The organism is Glycomyces algeriensis, from assembly GCF_027622855.1.
In the GTDB taxonomy this organism is placed as follows: domain Bacteria; phylum Actinomycetota; class Actinomycetes; order Mycobacteriales; family Micromonosporaceae; genus Glycomyces; species Glycomyces algeriensis.
Genome location: NZ_JAPZVR010000005.1, coordinates 221815 through 242221, shown reverse-complemented (window position 1 = coordinate 242221; position 20407 = coordinate 221815). Strand labels below are relative to the sequence as shown.

General features: G+C 71.2%; 18 protein-coding genes. 13 read left to right on the top strand and 5 right to left on the bottom strand.

Annotation, left to right across the window (positions count from 1 at the left end; genetic code table 11):
- Positions 1-81: 81 nt before the first annotated feature.
- From O2L52_RS11795 to rnc, 8 genes are all read left to right on the top strand, one after another.
- A complete protein-coding gene (locus tag O2L52_RS11795; RefSeq protein ID WP_270115625.1) occupies positions 82-1698 on the top strand; it encodes a DAK2 domain-containing protein in 1617 nt (538 codons plus the stop codon).
- The gene (gene recG, locus O2L52_RS11790; RefSeq protein ID WP_270115624.1) at positions 1695-3884 is read left to right on the top strand and encodes an ATP-dependent DNA helicase RecG; all 2190 of its coding nucleotides are present in this window, start codon (positions 1695-1697) and stop codon (positions 3882-3884) included. Before O2L52_RS11795 ends, recG begins: the two co-directional genes overlap by 4 nt.
- Positions 3885-4118: 234 nt before the next feature.
- A complete protein-coding gene (rsmD, locus tag O2L52_RS11785) occupies positions 4119-4676 on the top strand; it encodes a 16S rRNA (guanine(966)-N(2))-methyltransferase RsmD (RefSeq protein ID WP_270115623.1) in 558 nt (185 codons plus the stop codon).
- Positions 4673-5164: a pantetheine-phosphate adenylyltransferase gene (coaD, locus tag O2L52_RS11780; protein ID WP_270115622.1), complete on the top strand. Its 492-nt coding sequence runs from the start codon at positions 4673-4675 to the stop codon at positions 5162-5164. Before rsmD ends, coaD begins: the two co-directional genes overlap by 4 nt.
- Positions 5165-5227: 63 nt before the next feature.
- The gene (locus tag O2L52_RS11775) at positions 5228-5740 is read left to right on the top strand and encodes a hypothetical protein (RefSeq protein ID WP_344471293.1); all 513 of its coding nucleotides are present in this window, start codon (positions 5228-5230) and stop codon (positions 5738-5740) included.
- Between the two features lie 201 nt (positions 5741-5941).
- Positions 5942-6511, top strand: a complete 570-nt coding sequence (locus O2L52_RS11770; protein ID WP_270115620.1) for a YceD family protein — start codon at positions 5942-5944, stop codon at positions 6509-6511.
- A 33-nt stretch (positions 6512-6544) separates the two neighbouring features.
- Positions 6545-6718: a 50S ribosomal protein L32 gene (rpmF, locus tag O2L52_RS11765; RefSeq protein WP_205325184.1), complete on the top strand. Its 174-nt coding sequence runs from the start codon at positions 6545-6547 to the stop codon at positions 6716-6718.
- A gap of 13 nt (positions 6719-6731) precedes the next feature.
- The gene (gene rnc / locus O2L52_RS11760; protein ID WP_270115619.1) at positions 6732-7448 is read left to right on the top strand and encodes a ribonuclease III; all 717 of its coding nucleotides are present in this window, start codon (positions 6732-6734) and stop codon (positions 7446-7448) included.
- Positions 7449-7686: 238 nt separating this feature from the next.
- Here rnc and mutM read toward each other — a convergent pair whose 3' ends face one another.
- From mutM to O2L52_RS11745, 3 genes are all read right to left on the bottom strand, one after another.
- Positions 7687-8517 (bottom strand): bifunctional DNA-formamidopyrimidine glycosylase/DNA-(apurinic or apyrimidinic site) lyase, encoded by an 831-nt coding sequence (gene mutM / locus O2L52_RS11755; protein ID WP_270115617.1) that lies wholly within the window; start codon positions 8515-8517, stop codon positions 7687-7689.
- Between the two features lie 22 nt (positions 8518-8539).
- Positions 8540-9163 (bottom strand): helix-turn-helix transcriptional regulator, encoded by a 624-nt coding sequence (locus O2L52_RS11750; protein WP_270115840.1) that lies wholly within the window; start codon positions 9161-9163, stop codon positions 8540-8542.
- Between the two features lie 196 nt (positions 9164-9359).
- On the bottom strand, positions 9360-10100 hold the full coding sequence (locus tag O2L52_RS11745; RefSeq protein ID WP_270115616.1) for a CAP domain-containing protein: 741 nt from the start codon (positions 10098-10100) through the stop codon (positions 9360-9362).
- A gap of 350 nt (positions 10101-10450) precedes the next feature.
- Between O2L52_RS11745 and O2L52_RS11740 the strand changes: the two genes are divergently transcribed.
- The 4 genes from O2L52_RS11740 (at position 10451) to O2L52_RS11725 (ending at position 16469) form a co-directional block, all read left to right on the top strand.
- Positions 10451-10639: a hypothetical protein gene (locus O2L52_RS11740; protein ID WP_270115615.1), complete on the top strand. Its 189-nt coding sequence runs from the start codon at positions 10451-10453 to the stop codon at positions 10637-10639.
- Positions 10640-10876: 237 nt separating this feature from the next.
- Positions 10877-14422, top strand: a complete 3546-nt coding sequence (smc, locus tag O2L52_RS11735) for a chromosome segregation protein SMC (protein ID WP_270115613.1) — start codon at positions 10877-10879, stop codon at positions 14420-14422.
- Positions 14423-14503: 81 nt separating this feature from the next.
- Positions 14504-15643: a signal recognition particle-docking protein FtsY gene (gene ftsY, locus O2L52_RS11730; protein WP_270115612.1), complete on the top strand. Its 1140-nt coding sequence runs from the start codon at positions 14504-14506 to the stop codon at positions 15641-15643.
- 37 nt (positions 15644-15680) lie between these two features.
- On the top strand, positions 15681-16469 hold the full coding sequence (locus O2L52_RS11725) for a phosphotransferase enzyme family protein (RefSeq protein ID WP_270115611.1): 789 nt from the start codon (positions 15681-15683) through the stop codon (positions 16467-16469).
- Positions 16470-16829: 360 nt separating this feature from the next.
- On the opposite strand, the gene O2L52_RS11720 is transcribed toward O2L52_RS11725, so the two are convergent.
- Together O2L52_RS11720 and O2L52_RS11715 are read right to left on the bottom strand one after the other, a co-directional pair.
- On the bottom strand, positions 16830-18110 hold the full coding sequence (locus tag O2L52_RS11720; protein WP_270115610.1) for a vanadium-dependent haloperoxidase: 1281 nt from the start codon (positions 18108-18110) through the stop codon (positions 16830-16832).
- Positions 18111-18631: 521 nt separating this feature from the next.
- Positions 18632-19921: a hypothetical protein gene (locus tag O2L52_RS11715; RefSeq protein WP_270115609.1), complete on the bottom strand. Its 1290-nt coding sequence runs from the start codon at positions 19919-19921 to the stop codon at positions 18632-18634.
- Between the two features lie 216 nt (positions 19922-20137).
- Here O2L52_RS11715 and O2L52_RS11710 point away from each other — a divergent pair, with 216 nt between their 5' ends.
- Positions 20138-20356: a hypothetical protein gene (locus O2L52_RS11710; protein WP_270115608.1), complete on the top strand. Its 219-nt coding sequence runs from the start codon at positions 20138-20140 to the stop codon at positions 20354-20356.
- Positions 20357-20407: the final 51 nt, after the last annotated feature.

The following is a 20407-nucleotide window of genomic DNA, read 5'->3' as shown; positions in this document are numbered from 1 at the left end:
GCGATAGCGCGCGGGCCGGTCCTTTTTCCATGGTCCGAAGCCCCGCTCGGCCACCGGAAGGGCGTATCCTCTGAGCCCGTGGTGGAAATCCCTGAAACCGGACGCCAGGTCCTCGACGCCGACATCATGCGCGAGTGGGCCGCGCGCGGCATCGACACGTTGACCCGCCACCGGCGCGGCGTCGACGAGCTCAACGTGTTCCCCGTCGCCGACTCCGACACCGCGACGAACATGGTCGCGACCCTCCAGGCCGCGTTCCAGGGCGCCACGCCAGGGCTCACCCTCGAACCGCTCCTCGACGAGGCCGCCGGACGCGCGCTGCTCTCGGCCCGCGGCAACTCCGGCGTGATCCTCGCGCAGATGCTCCGCGGCCTCGCGGACGTCTGGAACAGCGACGAGATCGACGCGAAGGGCTTCGCCGCCGGGCTGCGCTCGGCCACCGACGCCGCCACCGCGGCCGTCGCCGTCCCGACCGCCGGCACCATCCTCACCGTCGCCGAAGCAGCGGCCTCGGCCGCCGGGAAGGCCGCCCCGTTCGGCCTGGTCTCGGCCGCCCGCGCCGCCGCCGAGGCCGCCGCCGAAGCCGTCGCGGCCACGCCCGGGCAGCTGCCCGCGCTCGCTCGCGCCGGGGTCGTGGACGCCGGGGGCTTGGCCCTCACCGTGATCCTCGAGGCGCTCGTGGAGACCCTCACCGGCTCGGTCTCGACCGGCGCGTTGGACCTCCTCGAGCGCCACCGCGTCCGCGCCGTCTCCGAAGTCGAGGAGGTCCCGCGCGAGACCGGCTCGGAGGTCTACGGCTACGAGGTCCAGTACCTCCTCGAAGCGAACGCCGCGGCCGCCGCCGACCTGCGCCACCGCCTCACCGAGCTCGGCGACTCGGTGGTCATCATCGGCTCCCGCGCCGCCAAGGACGTCACCACGTTCAACGTCCACGTGCACGTCAACGACATCGGCGCGGCCATCGAGGCCGGGATCGAGCGCGGGCGCGTGCACCGCATCTCCGTGACCCGCTTCGACGACACGCTCGGCGCCCACGCGGGCGCCCGCATGCACGCCGTGCCCGCGCGCCACCATGCGGCCGGAGCGCCGACGCGGTCCCTCGTCGTCGTCACCGCCGTCGCGCGGATGCGCGAGTTCCTCGCGGACGAGGGCTGCCGCACGGCGACCAGCGCCACGGTCGGCGCCGAACTCGCGGCGGCCATCGGTGACGGCGCCGCCAGCGTGGTGGTGCTCGCCGACAGCCCCGAGACCGCGCACGCCGCGCACGAGGCGGTCGAAGCCGCCCGCAGCACCGGCGCTCAGGCCACCGTCCTGCGCACGATCACCGTGGTGCAGGCCGTCGCGGCCGTCGCCGTCCACGACCCCGAGCGGCGGTTCGACGACGACGTCACCGCCATGGCCGAAGCGATCAGGGCCTGCCGCACCGGCGAGCTCCGCTCCGAGACCGAGGGCATCGCCGTCGTCGTCGGCGAAGCGGACTTCGGCGTGTTCGACACTGCTGAAGAAGCGGCCCGCGACCTCGCCGACCGCCTCTGCGCCGACGGCGCCGAACTCCTCACGGTCCTGCCCGGCGCCGGTTCGAACGCGGGGATTGTCACAGCCTTGAGCGATCATGTCAGTGAGGCGTGGCCGCTGGTGGAGATCCAGCAGCTGCCCGCCGGAGACGACGAACCGCTGCTGCTGCTAGGAGCCGAATGACCATTGGGCTGGACACCCGGCTGCGCGAGGTCCTGGGCAAGAAGACCGTGGAGGCCCTCAGCGAGGGACTGGGCCTCGACACGGTGGGGGACCTCCTCGGGCACTACCCGTTCCGCTACGCCCAGCGGGGCGAGCGCACCGACCTCGGCGCGCTCCAGATCGGCGAGGACGTCACCGTCACCGCGCAGGTGCGCGCCGCCGTCCAGAAATCCTTCGTCCCCAAGGGCCGCGGGCGCGGTTCGCGGCCGGGCGGCAAGCCCCGCGACCTCCTCGAGGTGATCGTCGCGGACGAGGCCGGGCGCTCGCTCACCCTCACGTTCTTCAACCAGGCGTGGCGCGCGAAGGAGCTTGTCGCCGGGCGCTGGGGCCTGTTCGCGGGCAAGGTCGCCCAGTTCCGCGGGCGCCTCCAGCTCAACTCCCCGCAGTACCAGCTCCTCGCCGAGGACGCCGCCGACCCGTCGAGCGCGATCGAGGAGTTCGCCGGGACCCTCATCCCCGTCTACCCGGCCACCGCCGAGATCCCGACCTGGAACATCGCCAAGGCCATCCACACGGTCCTCGACATGGTCCCGACACCGCCCGACCCGCTCCCGCGCTCCCTGCGCGAGGACCTGAGCCTCCTCGGCTACGGCACCGCGCTGCGCCAGATCCACCGCCCCGACTCCCACGAGGCCCTCGGCGCGGCCAAGAAGCGCCTCAAATGGCAAGAGGCCCTGGTCATGCAAGCCGTCCTCGTGCGCCGCAAGGCAGCGGCCGCAGGCGAGACCGCCACCGCGTACGCCCGCGGCGGCGCGCTCCCCGAGGCGTTCGACGCCCGCCTCCCGTTCACCCTCACCGAGGGCCAGCGGCAGGTCGGCGAAGAGATCGCCGCCGAACTCGCCGGGGACCACCCGATGCACCGGCTCCTCCAAGGCGACGTCGGCTCCGGCAAGACCCTCGTCGCACTCCGCGCCATGCTCCAGGTCGTCGCCCACGGCGGCCAGGCCGCGCTCCTCGCCCCCACCGAAGTCCTTGCGGCCCAGCACCACCGCTCCATCATCGAGATGCTCGGCGATCTGGCCCGCGGCGGCGAGCTCGGCGCCCCGCCCGAAGCGACCCGCGTCGCGCTCCTCACCGGCTCGGCCACCGCCGCCCAGCGCCGCACCGTGCTCGACGAGGTCAAGACCAACACCGCCGGGATCGTCATCGGCACGCACGCGCTCCTGTACGACGGCGTCGACTTCGCCGACCTCGGCTTCGTCGTCGTCGACGAGCAGCACCGCTTCGGGGTCGAGCAGCGCGACGCCCTGCGCGCCAAGGCCGACCGGCCCCCGCACACGCTCGTCATGACCGCCACCCCGATCCCGCGCACCGTCGCCATGACCGTCTACGGCGACCTCGAGACCAGCCGCCTCACCGAGCTCCCGGCCGGCCGCACCCCCATCGCCACCCACGTCGTGCCCTACACCGACCAGCGGTGGCTGGCCCGCACCTGGAACCGCGTGCGCGAAGAGGTCGCCGCCGGACGCCAGGCCTACGTCGTCTGCCCCCGCGTCGGAGGCGACGACGCCGAAGACAACGGAGCCGGTGACAAGCGCCCGCCGCTCGCGGTCGTCGACGTCATCGAGCAGCTGCGCGGCGGGGCCCTCAGCGGCCTGCGCCTCGGGCTCCTGCACGGCCGCCTCGACACCGACGAGAAGGACCGCGTCATGCGCGCCTACGCCGCCGGCGACCTCGACGTGCTCGTCGCGACCACCGTCATCGAAGTGGGCGTCAACGTGCCCAACGCCACCGCCATGGTCGTGCTCGACGCCGAGCGCTTCGGCATCTCCCAGCTCCACCAGCTGCGCGGCCGCGTCGGCCGCGGCGCCCACCCGGGCCTCTGCCTGCTCGTGAGCGAAGCCCCCGAGGGCTCCTCCTCACGCGAACGCCTCGACGCCGTCGCCTCCACCACCGACGGCTTCGCGCTGGCCGAGCTCGACCTGGAGCAGCGCCGCGAGGGCGACGTGCTCGGCGCGGCCCAGTCGGGCGTGAAGTCGCACGTGAAGCTTCTGTCGCTGCTGAAGGACGCCGACATCATCGAGGCGGCCCGCGCCGAGGCGACCGCGCTCATCAGCGCCGATCCGGAGCTCAAGGGCGAGCCGGGCCTGGCCGAACTCGTGGACGACCTGGCGGCCGACCGCGGCGAGTTCCTGGAGAAGGGCTGACGGGGGCGCGGGCGGCGGCGGCGCGCTCGCTGCGCTCGGGACATAGGGCATGCCCCTTCCCACCCGCATCCACCTCCGACCAACCGAAGAAATGCGATGACGATCCCACACGGGTCCGACATTCGCTGAAATATGAGGGATCGTCGGTCGGGGCCGCGCCCGGGGTCCGCTCCGCGATGCGCCCCGCGACCGGCGACCTGCGGTCCGCGCCGCACCGGATTATTGTTGTGGCAAATGACTAGGATCATCGCCGGCAGCCTCAAGGGCCGCCGCCTCGCCACGCCTCCGGGGGACCGCACCCGGCCCACCTCCGACCGGGTCCGCGAAGCGCTGTTCAACTCGCTCGCCCCCGGCGGCGACCTCGACGGACTGCGCTTCGCCGACCTCTACGCCGGGTCCGGCGCGGTCGGCCTCGAAGCGCTCTCGCGCGGCGCCGACTCGGCGCTCTTCGTCGAGTCGCACGCCCTCACTGCGAAGCTCCTGCGACGCAACATCGCCGACCTCGCCGTCACCGGTGCGGAAGTGATCTGCGCCCCCGTCGAGAAGGCCCTGCAGAACGGCCCCGCCGAGCCGTTCGACATCGTCTTCGCCGACCCGCCCTACGCCGTCACGGACACCGCCATCGCCGAAGTGCTGGAAGCACTGGTCGCGAACGGATGGCTCGCCGACGACGCCGACGTGGTGGTCGAACGCGGCGGCAAAGAGGCCTCCGTGCCGTGGCCGGAGAAGATCGCAGAAGACCGCGTCCGTCGCTACGGCAGCACGGCACTTTGCTACGGTCACGCCCTGTGAAACCTGAAGCCCGAATCGCCGCCTGCTCCGGTTCATTCGATCCGGTGACCTACGGTCATCTCGACATCTTCGGACGCGCCGCCCAGCTGTACGATGAGGTGTGGGTCGCGGTCTTCCACAACGCCTCCAAGAACGCGTTGTTCAGCGTCGAGGAGCGGGTGGAACTCCTCCGCGAGACCACCGCGGACATCCCCAATGTGCGCATCGCGTCCTTCCAGGGCCTGGTCGTCGACTTCTGCAAGGAACACGGCGCCGGAGTGCTGGTCAGAGGCGTCCGCGCGGCCTCCGACTTCGACTACGAACTACAGATGGCTCAGATGAACTACGGGTTGAGGGGGATCGAGACGGTGTTCATTCCGACCAACCCCCTGTACTCCTTCCTGTCCTCCTCGATGGTCAAGGACGTGGTGAAATGGGGCGGCGACATCTCGCCCTATGTGCCGGAATTCGTCCAATCGCGACTGATCGAGCGTTTGCGCCAGGAATAGCCTCCTTATTCCACCCTCATCCGGGACAATGTCCCCATGACTGACATCGACGGGAGCAAATCGGTGGGTGCGCTCGACCGGATCGAAGAGATCATCGCCTACGTGGAGCAGGCCAAGGCCGTGCCCATGTCAAGGGCCTGCAAAGTTGACCGGGCCGAGATGATCGCCATGCTCGAAGAGCTCCAGAACGAACTCCCCGGCGACCTGCGCCGCGCCGAGGCCATGCTTCAGGAGCGCGACAAGATCATCGACGCCGGCGAGCGCGAGGCCGAGCGGATCATCACCGAGGGCGAGACCGAGCACGCGCGGCTCGTCTCCCGCCACGAGATCACCGTCTCCGCAGAGCACGAGGGCAACCGCATCATCGCGGAGGCCCGCGGCGAGGCGCAGCGACTGCGCGACGAGGTCGACGAGTACGTCGACACGACGCTCGCCAACTTCGAGCAGTTCCTGCACCGCGCCCTCTCGGGTGTGGAGCGCGGCCGCGACAAGATGCACACCCTCCGGGAGATCGGCAGCTTCGCGCCCTCGCAGCAGGAGCCCGTCGAGGAAGAGAAGCCCCTCCCGCAGCTGTAAGGGCGTTCGAGACCTCTCGAGCCCTTTGGGGGCCCGTCCGGCGGCACCGGGCGGACCCCTCGCGTGTCGGCTCGCTCACACCCTCCCCCCGTGCTTCACTGCGCCCGCTACCTGGGTTGGGGCCGGTTCCGCCGTTGATGTAGCATTACCGGTCGGCCTCGATCGAGGCGCACCTCCCTACCGAAGGACCGCAGTACACCCATGAGGAAGACCGCTCTGGATCCCGCCGCGCCGCTGGTGTTCGACACCGCGGAACTGCGCGGCGCGGGCACGACGATGCACGTCGCGCTCGAGATCCCCGCACCCGAGGCCTACGGCCTCGAGTCGGTGTACGCGGTTCCCAAGGGCGCGGTCCTCGACCTCGACATCCACCTCACCGGCGTCAGTGAAGGCGTGCTCGCCTCCGGCGGGGTCGAGGCGGTCGCCGAAGGCGAGTGTGCGAGGTGCCTCGCACCGGTGCAGGACGCTCTCAGCGTCCAGGTGCAGGAGCTGTACGCTTATGAAGGCTCCGTCACCGAAGCGACCACCGAAGCCGATGAGATCATGCGGCTCGAGGGGGACCTGCTCGATCTGGAGCCCGCGGTCCGGGACGCGCTGGTGCTGGCGATGCCAGTCACCCCGCTGTGCCGACCTGACTGCCCGGGAATGTGCGCCGAGTGCGGCGTTCCTTGGGATGAACTGCCCGACGACCACGTTCACGAGACCGTGGACCCCCGTTGGGCGGGCTTGGAGAAGCTTCGACTCGCCGACAATGACGGCGAATCGAAATAGCACAGCGTAAGCGTATAGGTATGGAGTTCTGAAGTGGCTGTTCCGAAGCGTCGTATGTCGCGCAGCAACACCCGACACCGTCGGTCGCAGTGGAAAGCTGCCCCGATCCAGTTGATCGAGTGCCCGCAGTGCCACGCCAAGAAGCGCGGCCACCAGGTCTGCGAGACCTGCGGCACGTACAGGGGCCGTCAGGTCCTCGAGGCCTAAAGTCCTCCCGCACATGGGCGACAAGGCAGTACAACATTTCGAAGCGGTGTTCGGGGTCCGAGATATCGACCCCGAACTGCTGCGTCTCGCCCTGACACACCGGTCCTACGCCTACGAGCACGGCGGACTGCCCACCAATGAGCGCCTGGAGTTCCTCGGGGACTCCGTGCTCAGCCTGGTGGTCACGACCGCGCTCTACCAGGAGCACCCCGACCTGCCCGAAGGGCAGCTCGCGCGCCTGCGCGCGTCCGTGGTGAACATGAAGGCGCTGGCCGGGGTGGCGCGCCGCATGGGCGCGGGCGGCATCGGCCCGCACCTCATGCTCGGCAAGGGCGAGGAGAGCTCGGGCGGACGCGGCAAGAACTCGATCCTCGCCGATGCGGTCGAGGCGCTGCTGGGCGCCGTCTACCTGCAGTACGGGGTGGAGACCGCCAAGGTCGTGGTGCACCGGTTCTTCGACCCGCTCATGGAGGCCGCGGCCGGACAGGGCGCAGCCCTGGACTGGAAGACGAGCCTGCAGGAGCTGACGGCCGACTCCGGACTCGGCGTGCCCGAGTACCGGATCACCGAGTCCGGCCCCGACCACGCCAAGCAGTTCACGGCGTGGGCGGTCGTGGCCGGCGAGGAGTTCGGCGAGGGCTCCGGCGGTTCGAAGAAGGACGCCGAGCAGATCGCCGCCAAGCTCGCCTGGCAGATGCTGTCCGAACGCCTCGGCGTGAAGCAGCGGTAGACAAGACGTTCTGAGGGGCGGCACCGGATCTCCGGTGCCGCCCTTCACGTTTTGCATTGCTGCCGGGAACACCGTCCACAGCCCCCACCCACCACTAGAGGGGAAAGAAGGTCAGGGCCGAGCGTCCCACCCGGCCCCGACAAGAACGGCCCGCGAACGCCGCCGCGGGCCGAAATGTCACCCGAAAGAGTGGTTCAGCAGGGTTCTCGGTGGTCTCGGTGGTGTCTTCGAGCCGTCTTCAGCGCTGGCATTTCGGGCAGTAGTGCGCGGACCTGTCGCCGATGACCTCGCGTTTGATCGGGGTGTCGCACCGCTTGCACGGTTGGCCCGCGCGGCCGTAGACCGCGAGTTCGCGGGCGAAGTACCCGGCCTCGCCGCGGGCGTCCACGTACAGCTCGTCGAACGAGGTGCCGCCGACCGCGAGGGACTCGGTGAGCACGTCCTTGACGTGGCCGAGCAGCTCCAGGGCCTTGCGCTTCGAGAGCGACGCGCCGCTGCGCCGGCCGCGCAGCCGCGCGCGCCACAGCGCCTCGTCGGCGTAGATGTTCCCGACCCCGCTGATCCAGGTCTGGTCGAGCAGGGCCTTCTTGACTTCGATCTGGCGCCGCAGCAGCCGCTCGGCGGCCGCATTCGCGTCGAACGCGGCCTCGAACACGTCGGGGGCGATGTGGGCCATGGTCTTCGGCACGGAGTTGTCGAGTTCCGCGAGGTCCCAGTACCCGAAGGTCCGCTGGTCGATGAACCACAGCTCGCGCGCGTCGGCGAACCCGATCCGGCCGCGCAGGTGCTTGTGCGCCGCGCGGCCGTCGGTGACGACGTGCAGCTGGCCGCTCATGCCCAGGTGGCACACGAGCGCGCGGCCGTCGTCCAGCGTGAGCCACATGAACTTGCCGCGCCGCCCGCTGCCGGTGACCTGCAGGCCCGTGAGGCTCAGCTGGAAATCGGCGATGCCGGTGGCGTGGCGGCGCACGGTGCGGGGGTTGTAGACCTCGACGGCGCTGATGCGCCCGCCGCGGAAGGCCTCGTCGACCCCGCGGCGGACGGTCTCTACTTCGGGAAGCTCTGGCACCCCTCAAGTATGAGCCCTCGGCTCAGCTGAGCTGCGGGTGCTTCTCCCTGACGGTGTCCAGGCCGTAGTTGATGGCGAAGGCGATCGCCGCGAGGCGCGAGTTCACGCCGAGCTTGCCGAGCACGTTCTGGACGTGGGAGCGGACGGTGGAGACGGAGACGCCCATCTGGGTGGCCATCTGGGCGGTCGGTTCGCCGCGCACGATGCGGCGCAGCACGTCGTCCTCTCTCGGGGTCAGGTGGTGGGCGAGTTCGAGTGCGTCGTGCTCGCCGAGGAGCGGGGCCGGCTGGAGGGCCGCGCGCAGCAGCTGCGGGTCGTAGTAGGGCGGAGTGAGGAGCCCGCGGTCGATGGCTTCGAGCAGATCGCCGGGCATGATGTGGGTGTTGGCTATTCCGGCCGCCGAGACCGAGACGGCCTTGCGGAGGACCGAGCCGTCGTCGCGGTCGGTGATGAGGAAGAGCGGTCGCTTGCAGTCGGTCAGGACCCGGTTGCGGGAGACCGCTTCGAGTGCGACCAGGCAGCAGTCGATCTGCGCATCCGCCGCCACGAGCGCTTTCGCGGTCCTCGCCTCGACTGGGATGTCACCGCGTCGGTGGAGCAGGGGTCGAATGCTGGCGGAGAAGACCTGATTCGGGTCGTAGAGCATGACACGCACGGTTGGCACCTCGTCCTTCAGGTTTTTTGCTCGCCTCCCCAGATGCGCGCCTCAGCGGGCGGCCATCCCAGCATGACTGTTGGTAATCATTCAGTCCAGCGTTGAGTCGGATGGACGACAGTAAGAGGTTCCAGCATGGTTCACCTGCGATAATGCTGGCCCGATCGGTGCTCTGAAAAGCGCCCCGTCAGCCGAAGTTCTGGACCCAGTAGAGGGTGCCGTCGCGGTCGGCGATGCCGATGCCGAGCACGCTGTAGTCGCAGTTGAGGATGTTCGCGCGGTGCCCTTCGGAGTTCATCCAGCCCTCCATGACGGCCGCGGCGTCGGGGTAGCCCGCGGCGATGTTCTCGCCGACGCCGCCTTCGTAGCCCTGCTCGGCGGCGCGCTCGGTGGGGCCGCGGCCGTCCTGCGAGGTGTGGTCGAAGTAGTCGTTGGCGGCCATGTCCTCGGCGTGGAGGCGGGCGGCGTTGTCGAGTCGGGAGTCGCGTTCGAGGGAGCCGCAGCCGGCTTCGGCGCGTTCGGCGTCGACGAGGTCGGCCACGGCCGCCTCGGTGTCGGCGAACTCGCCGGATCCGGCCTGGTCCCCGTCGTCGCCGGCGTCGCCCTCGTCCGCTTGGGTCGGCGCCTCGGTGGTCTCCTCGGGCGTCTCGGTGGTGGGGACTTCCTCGGCCTCCTGTGTGCGCATCCCGGCTTCACTGGGGGCGTCGAGCACCTGGGGTTCGGGCGAGGTGGGGTCCTCCGGAAGGGTGGTCTCGACCTGGGCGGTGGTGGGGGCGTCGCCGGAGGCGGCGAGGCCGTCGAGTGGCGATCCGAGCGCCCAGAGTGAGGTCGCGCCCGCCGTGAGGCCGAAGGTCACCGGGATGAGCATGAGCATCCGGCGGCGGTGCTCGGCGCGGTCGCGGTGGCGTCCGCCCTGGAGTCTTCGCATGGGGGTAGGGCCTCGTCACGTGGGGTTACGTGTGAATCGTTCGGATTTTCCGGGACCCTACCAGGTTTGCGCGCCTCGTGCACGGAGCAGATCGGCCCCTTCCGAACGTGAGGCACCCCCCTCAGTTGTGACCCCCGTCGAATCCGATGGGCAAAGCATGTGCAAAGCTTGACGAGAACCGTCGATCAGGCGGATGATGTCAGGAGACGGCCAGTGTTCACGAGCCGTGCTCCACTGGTCCGGCTAGGGGCAATCGGCCCCAGCGACTAAAAAAATTCACTCAGCAAAATGCGACGTTTTCATGGTGCGTACGCCAACGCCACCAGTCGACGTGATCGCAAGGAGAAACCATGGCGAAAGCCCTCTACGGCCACATCGGCCAGGCTCCCAACAAGCGCCTGCTCGAAGAAGTGGTCCAGCTACGCGCGCGAGTACGCAACCTCGAGTCCGAGCTCGCCGAGCTCCGGGCCCGGGAGGACGAGATCGAGCACGATCATGTCGAGGAGTTGATGCGGCTGCATGAGCCCGCGTTGACTTAAGTCGTCTCGCGACAACGGAAGAACGGCGCGCCTGCTGATACAGCCGGCGCGCATTGCCATGTCTGCCCCTGAATGCTCAGCCGCCCCTGAGCGCCCGGGCCGTCCCCGAAAAGCCCCGCCTCCCCTCCCCCGGTTCGTCCCCTTTGGGGCCTTTGATATACCCCTCTCCCCGATGGCGGCCTTGTAGGCTGGGACGGTCCCGCACCCGAAGCGAAGCACACCAGCCCGGAGCGACCGTTGTACCTGAAGAGCCTCACGCTGAAGGGCTTCAAGTCCTTCGCCTCGGCCACGACCCTGCGTTTCGAACCGGGGATCACCTGCGTCGTGGGTCCGAACGGCTCCGGGAAGTCCAATGTCGTCGACGCCATCGCCTGGGTCCTCGGCGAGCAGGGCGCGAAGTCCCTGCGCGGCGGCAAGATGGAGGACGTCATCTTCGCCGGCACCACCGGCCGCCCCGCGCTCGGCCGCGCCGAGGTCACGCTGACGATCGACAACTCCGACGGCGCCATCCCCATCGACTACTCCGAAGTCTCGATCACCCGCCGCATGTACCGCTCCGGCGAAGGCGAGTACGAGATCAACGGCGACCGCTGCCGCCTCCTCGACGTGCAGGACCTCCTCTCCGACGCCGGCATCGGCCGCGAGATGCACGTCCTCGTCGGCCAGGGCAAGCTCGACTCCTATCTGCACGCCCGCCCCGAGGACCGCCGCGCCTTCATCGAGGAGGCCGCCGGCGTCCTCAAGCACCGCAAGCGCAAGGAGAAGGCCCTCCGCAAGCTCGAGGGCATGCAGGGCAACCTCGACCGCCTCGCCGACCTCACCGGCGAGCTGCGCCGCCAGCTCAAGCCGCTCGGCCGCCAGGCCGAGCTCGCCCGCCGCGCCCAGACCATCCAGATGGACCTGCGCGAGGCCCGCCTGCGCCTCCTCGCCGACGACCTCACCTCGCTGCGCGGCAACATCGCCAAGGACCTCGCCGACGAAGAGGCCCTGAAGGAGCGCAAAGACGTCCTCGCCGAGGAGCACGAGCGCCTCAACGCCCAGGTGGGCGAGGTCGAGGCCGCGCACGCCGCCGACAAGCCGCGCCTGGCCCGCCTGCAGGAGACCTGGTACCGCCTCCAGGCCGTCGCCGAGCGCCTGCGCTCGACCGCCCAGCTCGCCGCCGAACGCCGCCGCTACCTCTCCGAGGACACCGGGGACGACCGCGCCGGGCGCGACCCCGAAGTCCTCGAGACCGAGGCCGAGCGCATCCGCGAGCAGGAGATCGAGCTGCGCGAGTCCATCGCGGAGGACTCCGAGCGCCTCTCCTCCGCAGTGGAGGCACGCGAGGAGACCGAGGCCGCGCTCTCAGAGGCCGAGCAGCGCATCGTCACCGCCGTGAAGGCCGCCGCCGAGCGCCGCGAAGCCCTCGCCACCCTGCGGGGCCGCGTCGACTCCCTCCAGACCCGCACCGCCGCCGCGGCCGAAGAGCTCGAACGCGCCAGCATCGCGCTCGCCGAGGCCCGCGAACGCGCCGAGGCCGCCGCCGAGGCCCACGCCGAAGCCGAGGCCGAGAACGAAGCGGTCGAGTCGAACACCGAGTTCGACGAGGCCGTCGCCGAGGCGAAGGCCCGCGTCGCCGCCGCCAAGGCCGAAGCCGACCGCCTCCAAGCCGCCGAGCGCGAGGCCGACCGCGAGGCCTCCCAGTGGGCCGCCCGTGAAGAGGCCCTCGCCGTCGGCCTGCGCCGAAAGGACGGCGCCGCCGCCCTCCTCGCCCGCGCCGACGCCGTTCCCGGGGTCCTCGGCTCCGTGGCCGCCCTCCTCACCGTCGAACCCGGCTACGAGGCCGTGCTCGCCGCCGCCCTCGGCCGCCTCGCCGACGCCATCGCCGTCACCAACCCCGCCAGCGCCGCCGAAGCGCTCAAGTTCCTCCGCGACGAGGACGGCGGGCAGGCCGGCTTCCTCATTGCGGGCGCGCAGTCACATGCGGACATCCCCGCCGGCTACCGGGCCGTCGCCGACACCGTCAAGGCCCCCGCCGAACTCGACTCCACCGTCCGCGCCGTGCTCGCCGGGATGTGCGTCGCCGACGACCTCGACGCCGCCCGCGCCATCGTGGACGCCCACCCGCAGCTCACCGCCGTCACCCGCGCGGGCGACGTGCTCGGCGCGGCGACCGCGTTCGGCGGTTCCGCGAAAGCCCAGTCCTACATCGAGATCCAGGCCGCCGTCGACGAGGCCCGCGACCGCAAGCTCGCCTCGGAGTCCCTCGCCGCCCAGCTGCGCGAGCAGTTCGAGGCCGCCCGCGAGGCCCACGCCGAGGCCGAGGCCGCCGCGGAGGCCGTGCGCACCGCCCAGCGCCAGGCCGAGGCCGCGCACAGCGTCGTCGCCCGCCGTCTGGCCGAGCTCGGCGCCGCCGCCCGCAGCGCCGAGGCCGAGGTCGCCCGCCTCCAGCAGACCAAGGACCGCGCGCAGGCCGCCCGCGAGAGCGACACCGCGGGCCTCACCGACCTCGAAGCGCGCCTTGAGGAGCTCGAATCGCTGCCCGCGATCGAGGAGCCCTCGACCGACGAGCGCGACGTCCTCTCCCGCGCGCTCGACGCCGCCCGCCAGAACGAGATGGAGACCCGCCTCTCCGTGCGCACCGCCGAGGAGCGCGCCTCCGCGCTGGCCGGGCGCGCCGACGCCCTCGCCCGCCAGGCCCAGTCCGAGCGCGCCGCGCGCGCCCGCGCCGAAGCCCGCCGCGCGTCCCGCGCCCGCGGTGCGAAGGTGGCGGCGCTCGTCGCCGAGGCCGCTGAGAACGCCGGCGTCGCGCTCACCGACTCCCTTGAGGCCGCGGCGATCGAACGCGACCAGGTCGCCGCCGCGCAGACCCGCCGCGAAGCCGCTCTCGCCGACCTCCGCAACCGCGCCGGGGCCACTGCGGCCGAGCTCGAGCGCATAACCTCCGCCGCGCACCGCGACGAGGTCGCCCGCGCCGAGCAGCGCCTGCGCATCGAGCAGCTCGAGGAGAAGGCCGGCGCGGAGTTCGGCGTCGACATCGAGACCCTGCTCGCGGAGTACGGCCCCGACCAGTTGGTGCCGCCCAGTTCCGAAGAGGTCGGTGCCGCGCTCGAGAAGGGGAGGCCCGAGCCCGAGCCGTACGAGTTCGACCGCCCGACCATGGAGAAGCGCGCCGCCCGCGGCGAGCGCGAGCTGAAGCTCCTCGGCAAGGTCAACCCGCTCGCGCTCGAGGAGTTCGCGGCCCTGGAGGAGCGGTACAAGTTCCTCAACGAGCAGCTCGAGGACGTCAAGAAGACCCGCGCCGATCTCACCACTGTGGTGAAGGAGGTGGACGACCGCATCCAGCAGGTGTTCGCCGAGGCGTTCGCGGACACCGCCCGCGAGTTCGAGAACGTCTTCCAGACCGTCTTCCCCGGCGGCGAGGGCCGCATCCTGCTCACCGACCCCGACGACATGCTTCACACGGGTGTCGAGGTCGAGGCCCGCCCGCCCGGCAAGAAGGTCAAGCGGCTCTCGCTGCTCTCCGGCGGCGAGCGGTCCCTGACCGCGCTGGCGCTGCTGGTCGCGATCTTCCGCGCCCGCCCCAGCCCGTTCTACCTGATGGACGAGGTGGAGGCGGCGCTCGACGACGTGAACCTCGGACGCCTGCTGGACCTGCTGCGGCGGCTGCAGGAGAACTCGCAGCTGCTCATCATCACGCACCAGAAGCGCACGATGGAGATCGGCGACGCGCTGTACGGCGTGACGATGCGCGCGGGTGTCACGCAGGTCATCAGCCAGAAGTTCTCCCGCGAAGAGGACTGACCGGCCCCCAGTACAGTGGTTGCACGTGTGCGGCTGCCCGGTCGCATCCGTGCGACTGAAGCTCTGGTGGAGGACTTTCCTGTGGACAACCTGTGGATCTGGGTGGTCGCGGCCGTCGTCGTGGTCGCGGCGGTGTGCGGCATCGTGGTCGGTGTGCGCGCTTCCCGCTCGAAGGCGGTCGAGGCGCCGGCTGAGGAGCCGCAGGTCGAGGCCCCGAAGCAGGCTGAGCCGGAGGCCGCTGCGCCGCAGGCCGAGGCGCCGACGACTCCGGGCCTTGAGAAGCCCGAGCCCGTCGAAGGCCGCCTGGTGCGGCTGCGTTCGCGTCTGGCCCGTTCCAACAACGCGCTCGGGAAGGGCCTTTTGGCGCTCCTGGCGAGCGACAAGCTCGACGACGACGTGTGGGACGAGATCGAGGAGATCCTGCTCGGCGCCGATGTGGGCATGGCCGACACGACCGCTGTGGTCGAGAGCCTGCGCGAGCGGGTGAAGGTCCTGGGCACCCGCGACCCCGAAGAGCTGCGCCGCCTGCTGAAGGCCGAGCTCACCGCCGTCCTCGAGCCGGAGCTCGACCGTTCGATCGCCACCGTCTCGCCTTCGGGCGAGGGACCGGCCGTGATCATGATGGTGGGCGTCAACGGCTCGGGCAAGACCACGACGTGCGGCCGGGTGGCCCGCGTGCTCATCGCTGAGGACAAGACCGTGCTCATGGGCGCGGCGGACACGTTCCGCGCCGCCGCCGCGGAGCAGCTCGAGACTTGGGGTTCGCGCGTGGGCGCCAGGGTGGTGCGCCGCGGCGAGGGCGCCGACCCCGCTTCGGTCGCGTTCGACGCGGTGAAGGCCGGGGCCGAGGAGGGCGCGGACGTGGTCCTGATCGACACCGCCGGGCGGCTCCAGAACAAGGCCGGCCTGATGGACGAGCTGGGGAAGGTCAAGCGGGTCGTCGAGAAGCAGGGCCCGGTGGCGGAGACGCTGCTGGTGCTCGACGCGACGACCGGCCAGAACGGCCTGCAGCAGGCGAAGGTGTTCGGCGAGGTCTGCGACGTCACCGGCATCGTGCTCACCAAACTCGACGGCTCCGCCAAGGGCGGGATCGTGATCGCGGTACAGCGGCAGTTGGGGGTACCGGTTAAGCTGGTCGGACTCGGGGAGGGGCCGGACGACCTGGCTCCGTTCGAAGTCGGAGCGTTCGTCGACGCGATTGTCGACGGCGCCGAGTCCTGACACCCCTTAACGAATTCGGCAGGCACTGCGGGGACCGGTGAGCCAAGACGAGATTCCGCTGATCGGCGGCAACACGAGCACGGTCGTCCGGCTGGGCGATACGGTCCGCCGGAACACGGGGCCCTGGACTCCCGCGGTGCATTCGCTCCTGCGGCACCTCGACGGCGCCGGTTTCACGGGCGCGCCGCGGGTGCTGGGCGTCGACGAGCACGCCCGGGAGGTGCTCTCGTTCGTCGAGGGCGAGCCGGGCAAGTACCCGCTGGCGCCGCACTGGACGACCGACGAGACCATGAGCGCGGTCGCGAAGATGCTGCGGATGTTCCACGACGCGCAGTACGGGTTCCGGCCGCCGCAGGGCGCGACGTGGCGGTCCTTCGGGCCGCCGCCGCCGGACACCGAGGTCATCTGCCACCACGACGCCGCCCCGCACAACGTGGTGTGGCGGCCGGACGGGACGCTCTCGCTCATCGACTTCGACCTGGCGAGCCCGGGCGCGCGGATCTACGACGTCGCCTATGCGGCCTGGACGTGGGTGCCGATCTTCACCGACCGGGACTCGGTCACGCTGGGCTGGAAGAAGCCGGACCGGGCGCGGCGGCTGCGGATGTTCGCGGACGCGTACGGGCTCTCCGACCGTGACCGCCAGCGGTTCATCAAGGTGATCCGCAAGCGGATCGTGGACCACATCGAGGGCATCCGGCGGATGGCCCAGGCGGGCGACCCCGCGTTCGAGCGGATCGTGGAGAAGGGGCACCTGCGCCGGCCGGCGCGGGACCTGCGGCTCCTGGACGCCGAGCGGTACATCCTGGACGAGGCGCTGCGCTAGGTCCTGCGAATCGGACCGGTCGTCATCCGGCCCGCTCGCCGTTTCCGCGACGAAGACCCGCCGACGAGCCGGGGGCCGGGGGTCTTCGCCATTGCCGCGATACCGAAGAGGGGCAGCGCGAAGCGCCTGGATGGAGCGCTCCCAGATCGGTCGGAGCAGTCCGCCGTTCGCAGTTCCGGGAGGCGCCGCCAGATGCGGCTTCTCGATGGTTATGAGGGAAGTGAAGCAAACCTACCGTGCGAGCGCTTGCCTGTCAATAGATAGGCAAATGTCGATGCCTAGGGCATGCGGGCGCCCCGGCGGCCTCATGCGTGCCGCCGGAGCGCCCTTCTCCTCGACCCCGAGGTCTTAAGGCCTGCCCTAAGCGAGCAGGTCGTCAGCCCTGCTCAGCACGTGCGCGGCCACCGTGCGGCTCAACTCGACGCCCGCGAGGTCCGCCGAGCGCGAGTGGATGCCCGACCAGACCCGCGCGTCGACGTTCTCGGTCGTGAGCGGATTCCAGGTCGTGTACGTCCGGGTCACGCCGGGCGCGGTCGGGCTCGGAATGGTGAACGCCGCGCCGGGCCCGTCGCCCACGAGCTGGGTGAGCACCTCCTCGGCCGAACCCGAGTAGGTGTTGTGCCCGCTCGGGTAGTCCGGGTGCGACGGGGTGGTGTGCAGCGGCGCCCAGTTCGGGTCCTGCACCGTGGCCGGGTCGCCGTCCTCGACCGGCCCCGCGATCGCGGTGACCGGGCGCCACAGCAGGTGCGCGTACTTCGAGTCCGAAGTCGCGATCTGCGTGTCGACCGAGGCGACGTGGAAGAGCGCCACGAGCGCCACCTGGTCGCGCAGCGACCCGGTGTGGTGCTGGAGCGCGGCGCGAAGCACCGGGTTGTAGAGGGTGAACGAGCTGCCGAGCCAGAACTGCGCGGTGTCGGTCTGCGCCTGGGTGCGCGCGGTGCTGTTCAGGCCCCCGTACGCGTAGACCTCCTCGAGGTCGGCCCGGTACTGCGGGGTGCCGAGGGCCGGGGGCGGGTCGAGACGGAACTGGTCGGCGCTGTCGAGCGCGAACGGGACGGCGAAGCGCGTGCCCGCCTGCTGCGCGGGCCCGTGCGCGGGCGGGGTCGGCTGCCACACGCCCGGCGCGGCGGCCGGAGGCGTGTACGCCGGGCTCACCGATGCGGGGTCGAGCCCGTCGCCCGCCCGGTCGGCGAGCAGGGCCTCCGCCCGCTCGAAGCCCGCGGCGACACCCTTGCGCTTGGCCCGGCCCTCGGGGACCCGAGCGAGCGCCGCCTCGAGCGCCGCGTCCAGGGCCTCGGTCTGCGACGGGGCGAGGGTGGAGAGCGCGTGGTGCACGGCGGCGGCGAGCGCGGCCTCCCGGTACTGGCCCGCGTTGACGCCGTGGGGGACCCGCTTGACCGCGCGGGCCGCGGCGAGCCAGGCGATGGCCCAGGTGCGGCTGTTGGTGACCTGGGTGGTCGCGGGTGCGGCGGTGACGGCGGCGTTGGTCGCGTCGAACCAGTGCAGGACCGCGACCGAGGCGTTGGCCGCGGGTCCGGCCGCAGCCGGGGACGCGGTGCCGATCGCGACGCCGGCGGCGGCGACGGGTGCGGCGGCGAGCACGGCGCGGCGGGATATCGAGGTGGGGCTGGGAGTGGACATGATGCTCCTTGCGGTGGGATGGGTGTGCAGGCATGGGGAACGGCGACTCCTTGGGGCGCGATGCGCGTACGGAGTCGGAAGCGTTCTTTGCGGATGGAGTGGAAGCGGCTGCGCCGCGGACCGAACGCCTTGCGGGCGTGGCGGAAGCAGAATCTGCGGGCCGATCGCGTGGGGGAGTGTCGCTCAGATCGGCGGGGGAGGCGGGGTCAGCGACAGAGGGCGCTGGCGACGCGCATCTGGTCGACCTCGCGCCGCTGTGCGAATGCGTTGGCGGGCTGCATGAGTCGACGATATCAGTAATCCCATGGGATTACTAGGATTAAGGACCGGTCAATTCGAGAGTCCGAACGGATCGAGCGTTCAGGACGCCGCCCGGCGTGGCTTGCGGGAGGTCAAGGGGCCGTACGGGGTCAGGGTGGCCAGTGCCGACTTGTGGTCCTCGGCTCGCGGGAGGTCAAGGGGCCGTACGGGGTCAGGGCGGCCGGTGCCGCGCTGTGGTCACCCGGCTCGCGGTCGAGCGCTTAGGCCGCGGTCCAGCGCAGCTCACGGGAGGCCAAGGGGCCGTAAGGGGTCAGAGCGGCCAGCGCGGCGCTGTGGTCACCCGGCTCGCGGTCGAGCGCCCGCGCGAACCGCTGCCGCCCTTGCACGATGATCGGCTCGCCGTTCCACGAGCCACCGGTCGCATACGGGTGCACCGGCTTCAACTCCACCGCCGGCGCGCCGCCGAGCGCGGTCACGCCGATCGCGAGGTCCGAGAGGCGCGGGTAGGCCCCGGCGCTGTCGCGCACGAGCCGCTCGGCGGTGAGGACCTGGCCGTCCTGGAACACCGGCACGAAACCCTCCGGCTCCCACGCGATCCCGGTGACCGAGGCGTGCGCGAAGTACGCCGACCACAGCTCCGGATCCCTGATGGCCTCGCGGGGCCCCACGTGCACCGGCCGCGCGGGCCGCTCGCGCGCCTGGAGCTCGGGCAGGCTCAAGGGCCTCCCGCCCTCGTCGGCCCAGTACGCGCCGTGCTGGCCGTCGAGCAGCACCCACTGGTCGAGGTCGTCGATCCAGGCCTCCGCCACGGCATGCCCCTGGCCCACGCCGTCGTGGTAGTCGCCGCGCCGCAGCCACACTCGGCGGGCCGGGACGCGGAGCGCGTTGAGGCCCTGCGCGAGCACGATCGAGTACTCCACGCACGAGTAGCGGGCGCCGTTGGCGACCTGCTCGAGTACGTCCAGTGCGTCACCCGCGTTGATGCGCGCGTTCGCATGCCGCCACAACCCGGCCGTCCACCCCAGCAGCGCCTTCGCCGTCTCCCAGGCCCCAGTGCCCGGTCGCGGCAGGCGCGGCGGCAGCTGCGGCTCCCGGTGGGCCTCAGCGCGGTCCAGGCGCAGCGGCGCGGCCGGACCCGGCTCGGGCCAGGCCGTGAGCCGCAGCGCCGGCCTCGGCACGTTCGCGCGGGCCCGCTCCAGCACCGCCGCCCAGTCCGGGTCCGCGCCGAACGCCGCCGAGAGCTCGGGCTCGAAGAGGTCGGTCTGGTGGAAACCGGCGTCGATCGCCTCGTCGAGCCGCGACCGGGCGTTCTTCAGGCCCACCTTGTGCGCCGCGATCGCGAGCGACGGCGCCCAGAGGTCCCGCCAGAACTCGGTGTCGCCGCGCAGGATCCGCTCGAGGTCCAGGAGCGTCCACCAGCGGGCGCCGCGCATGGCGTCCTGGGCGACGGTGCGCACGCGCGCGAGCTTCGCCGGACTGGGCGCAGGCTGCGGTCCGCGCCGGCTGTACGGGCGGTCGGCCGGCACACTGCGCTGACGGGGCTGGGTCATGCGTATGAGGGTAGAGTCACCCGCACGCCGCTCGCAAACGTTGTTGTGCCGCGTCCGGGCCTCCGCTAGAGTGGGCCGCATGATCTTTTAGAAGAGATTCGGCCGCCTCCCGCGATGAGGCCGCCAATACGACTGAGTGCCAAGTTCTCGAGACGTAGAGTCTGACTCCGTTTCGCGCTCACGTCTCTTCACTCTCTACCCGAAAAGGGGAAGCGTATGACCGCCGAAGCTCCCAAGGCCCAAGAAGCCGCAGAAGAAGCCACTGAAGGCACCGTTGAGGAGCCCCTGAACCGCGAGCAGCGCCGTGCGCTCGCCCGCGGCAAGAAGGCCGAGAAGACCGGCCACCAGCCCATCGGCAACAAGAAGGGCGGCGTCCGCTCCCAGATGCCGAAGGGCGGGCCCGGGAAGTTCCAGCTCCCGACCAAGAACGGCTAGTACCGACCGGAAACGGTCGCACCGGCGAAACGGGCGGCGGACCAGATGGTC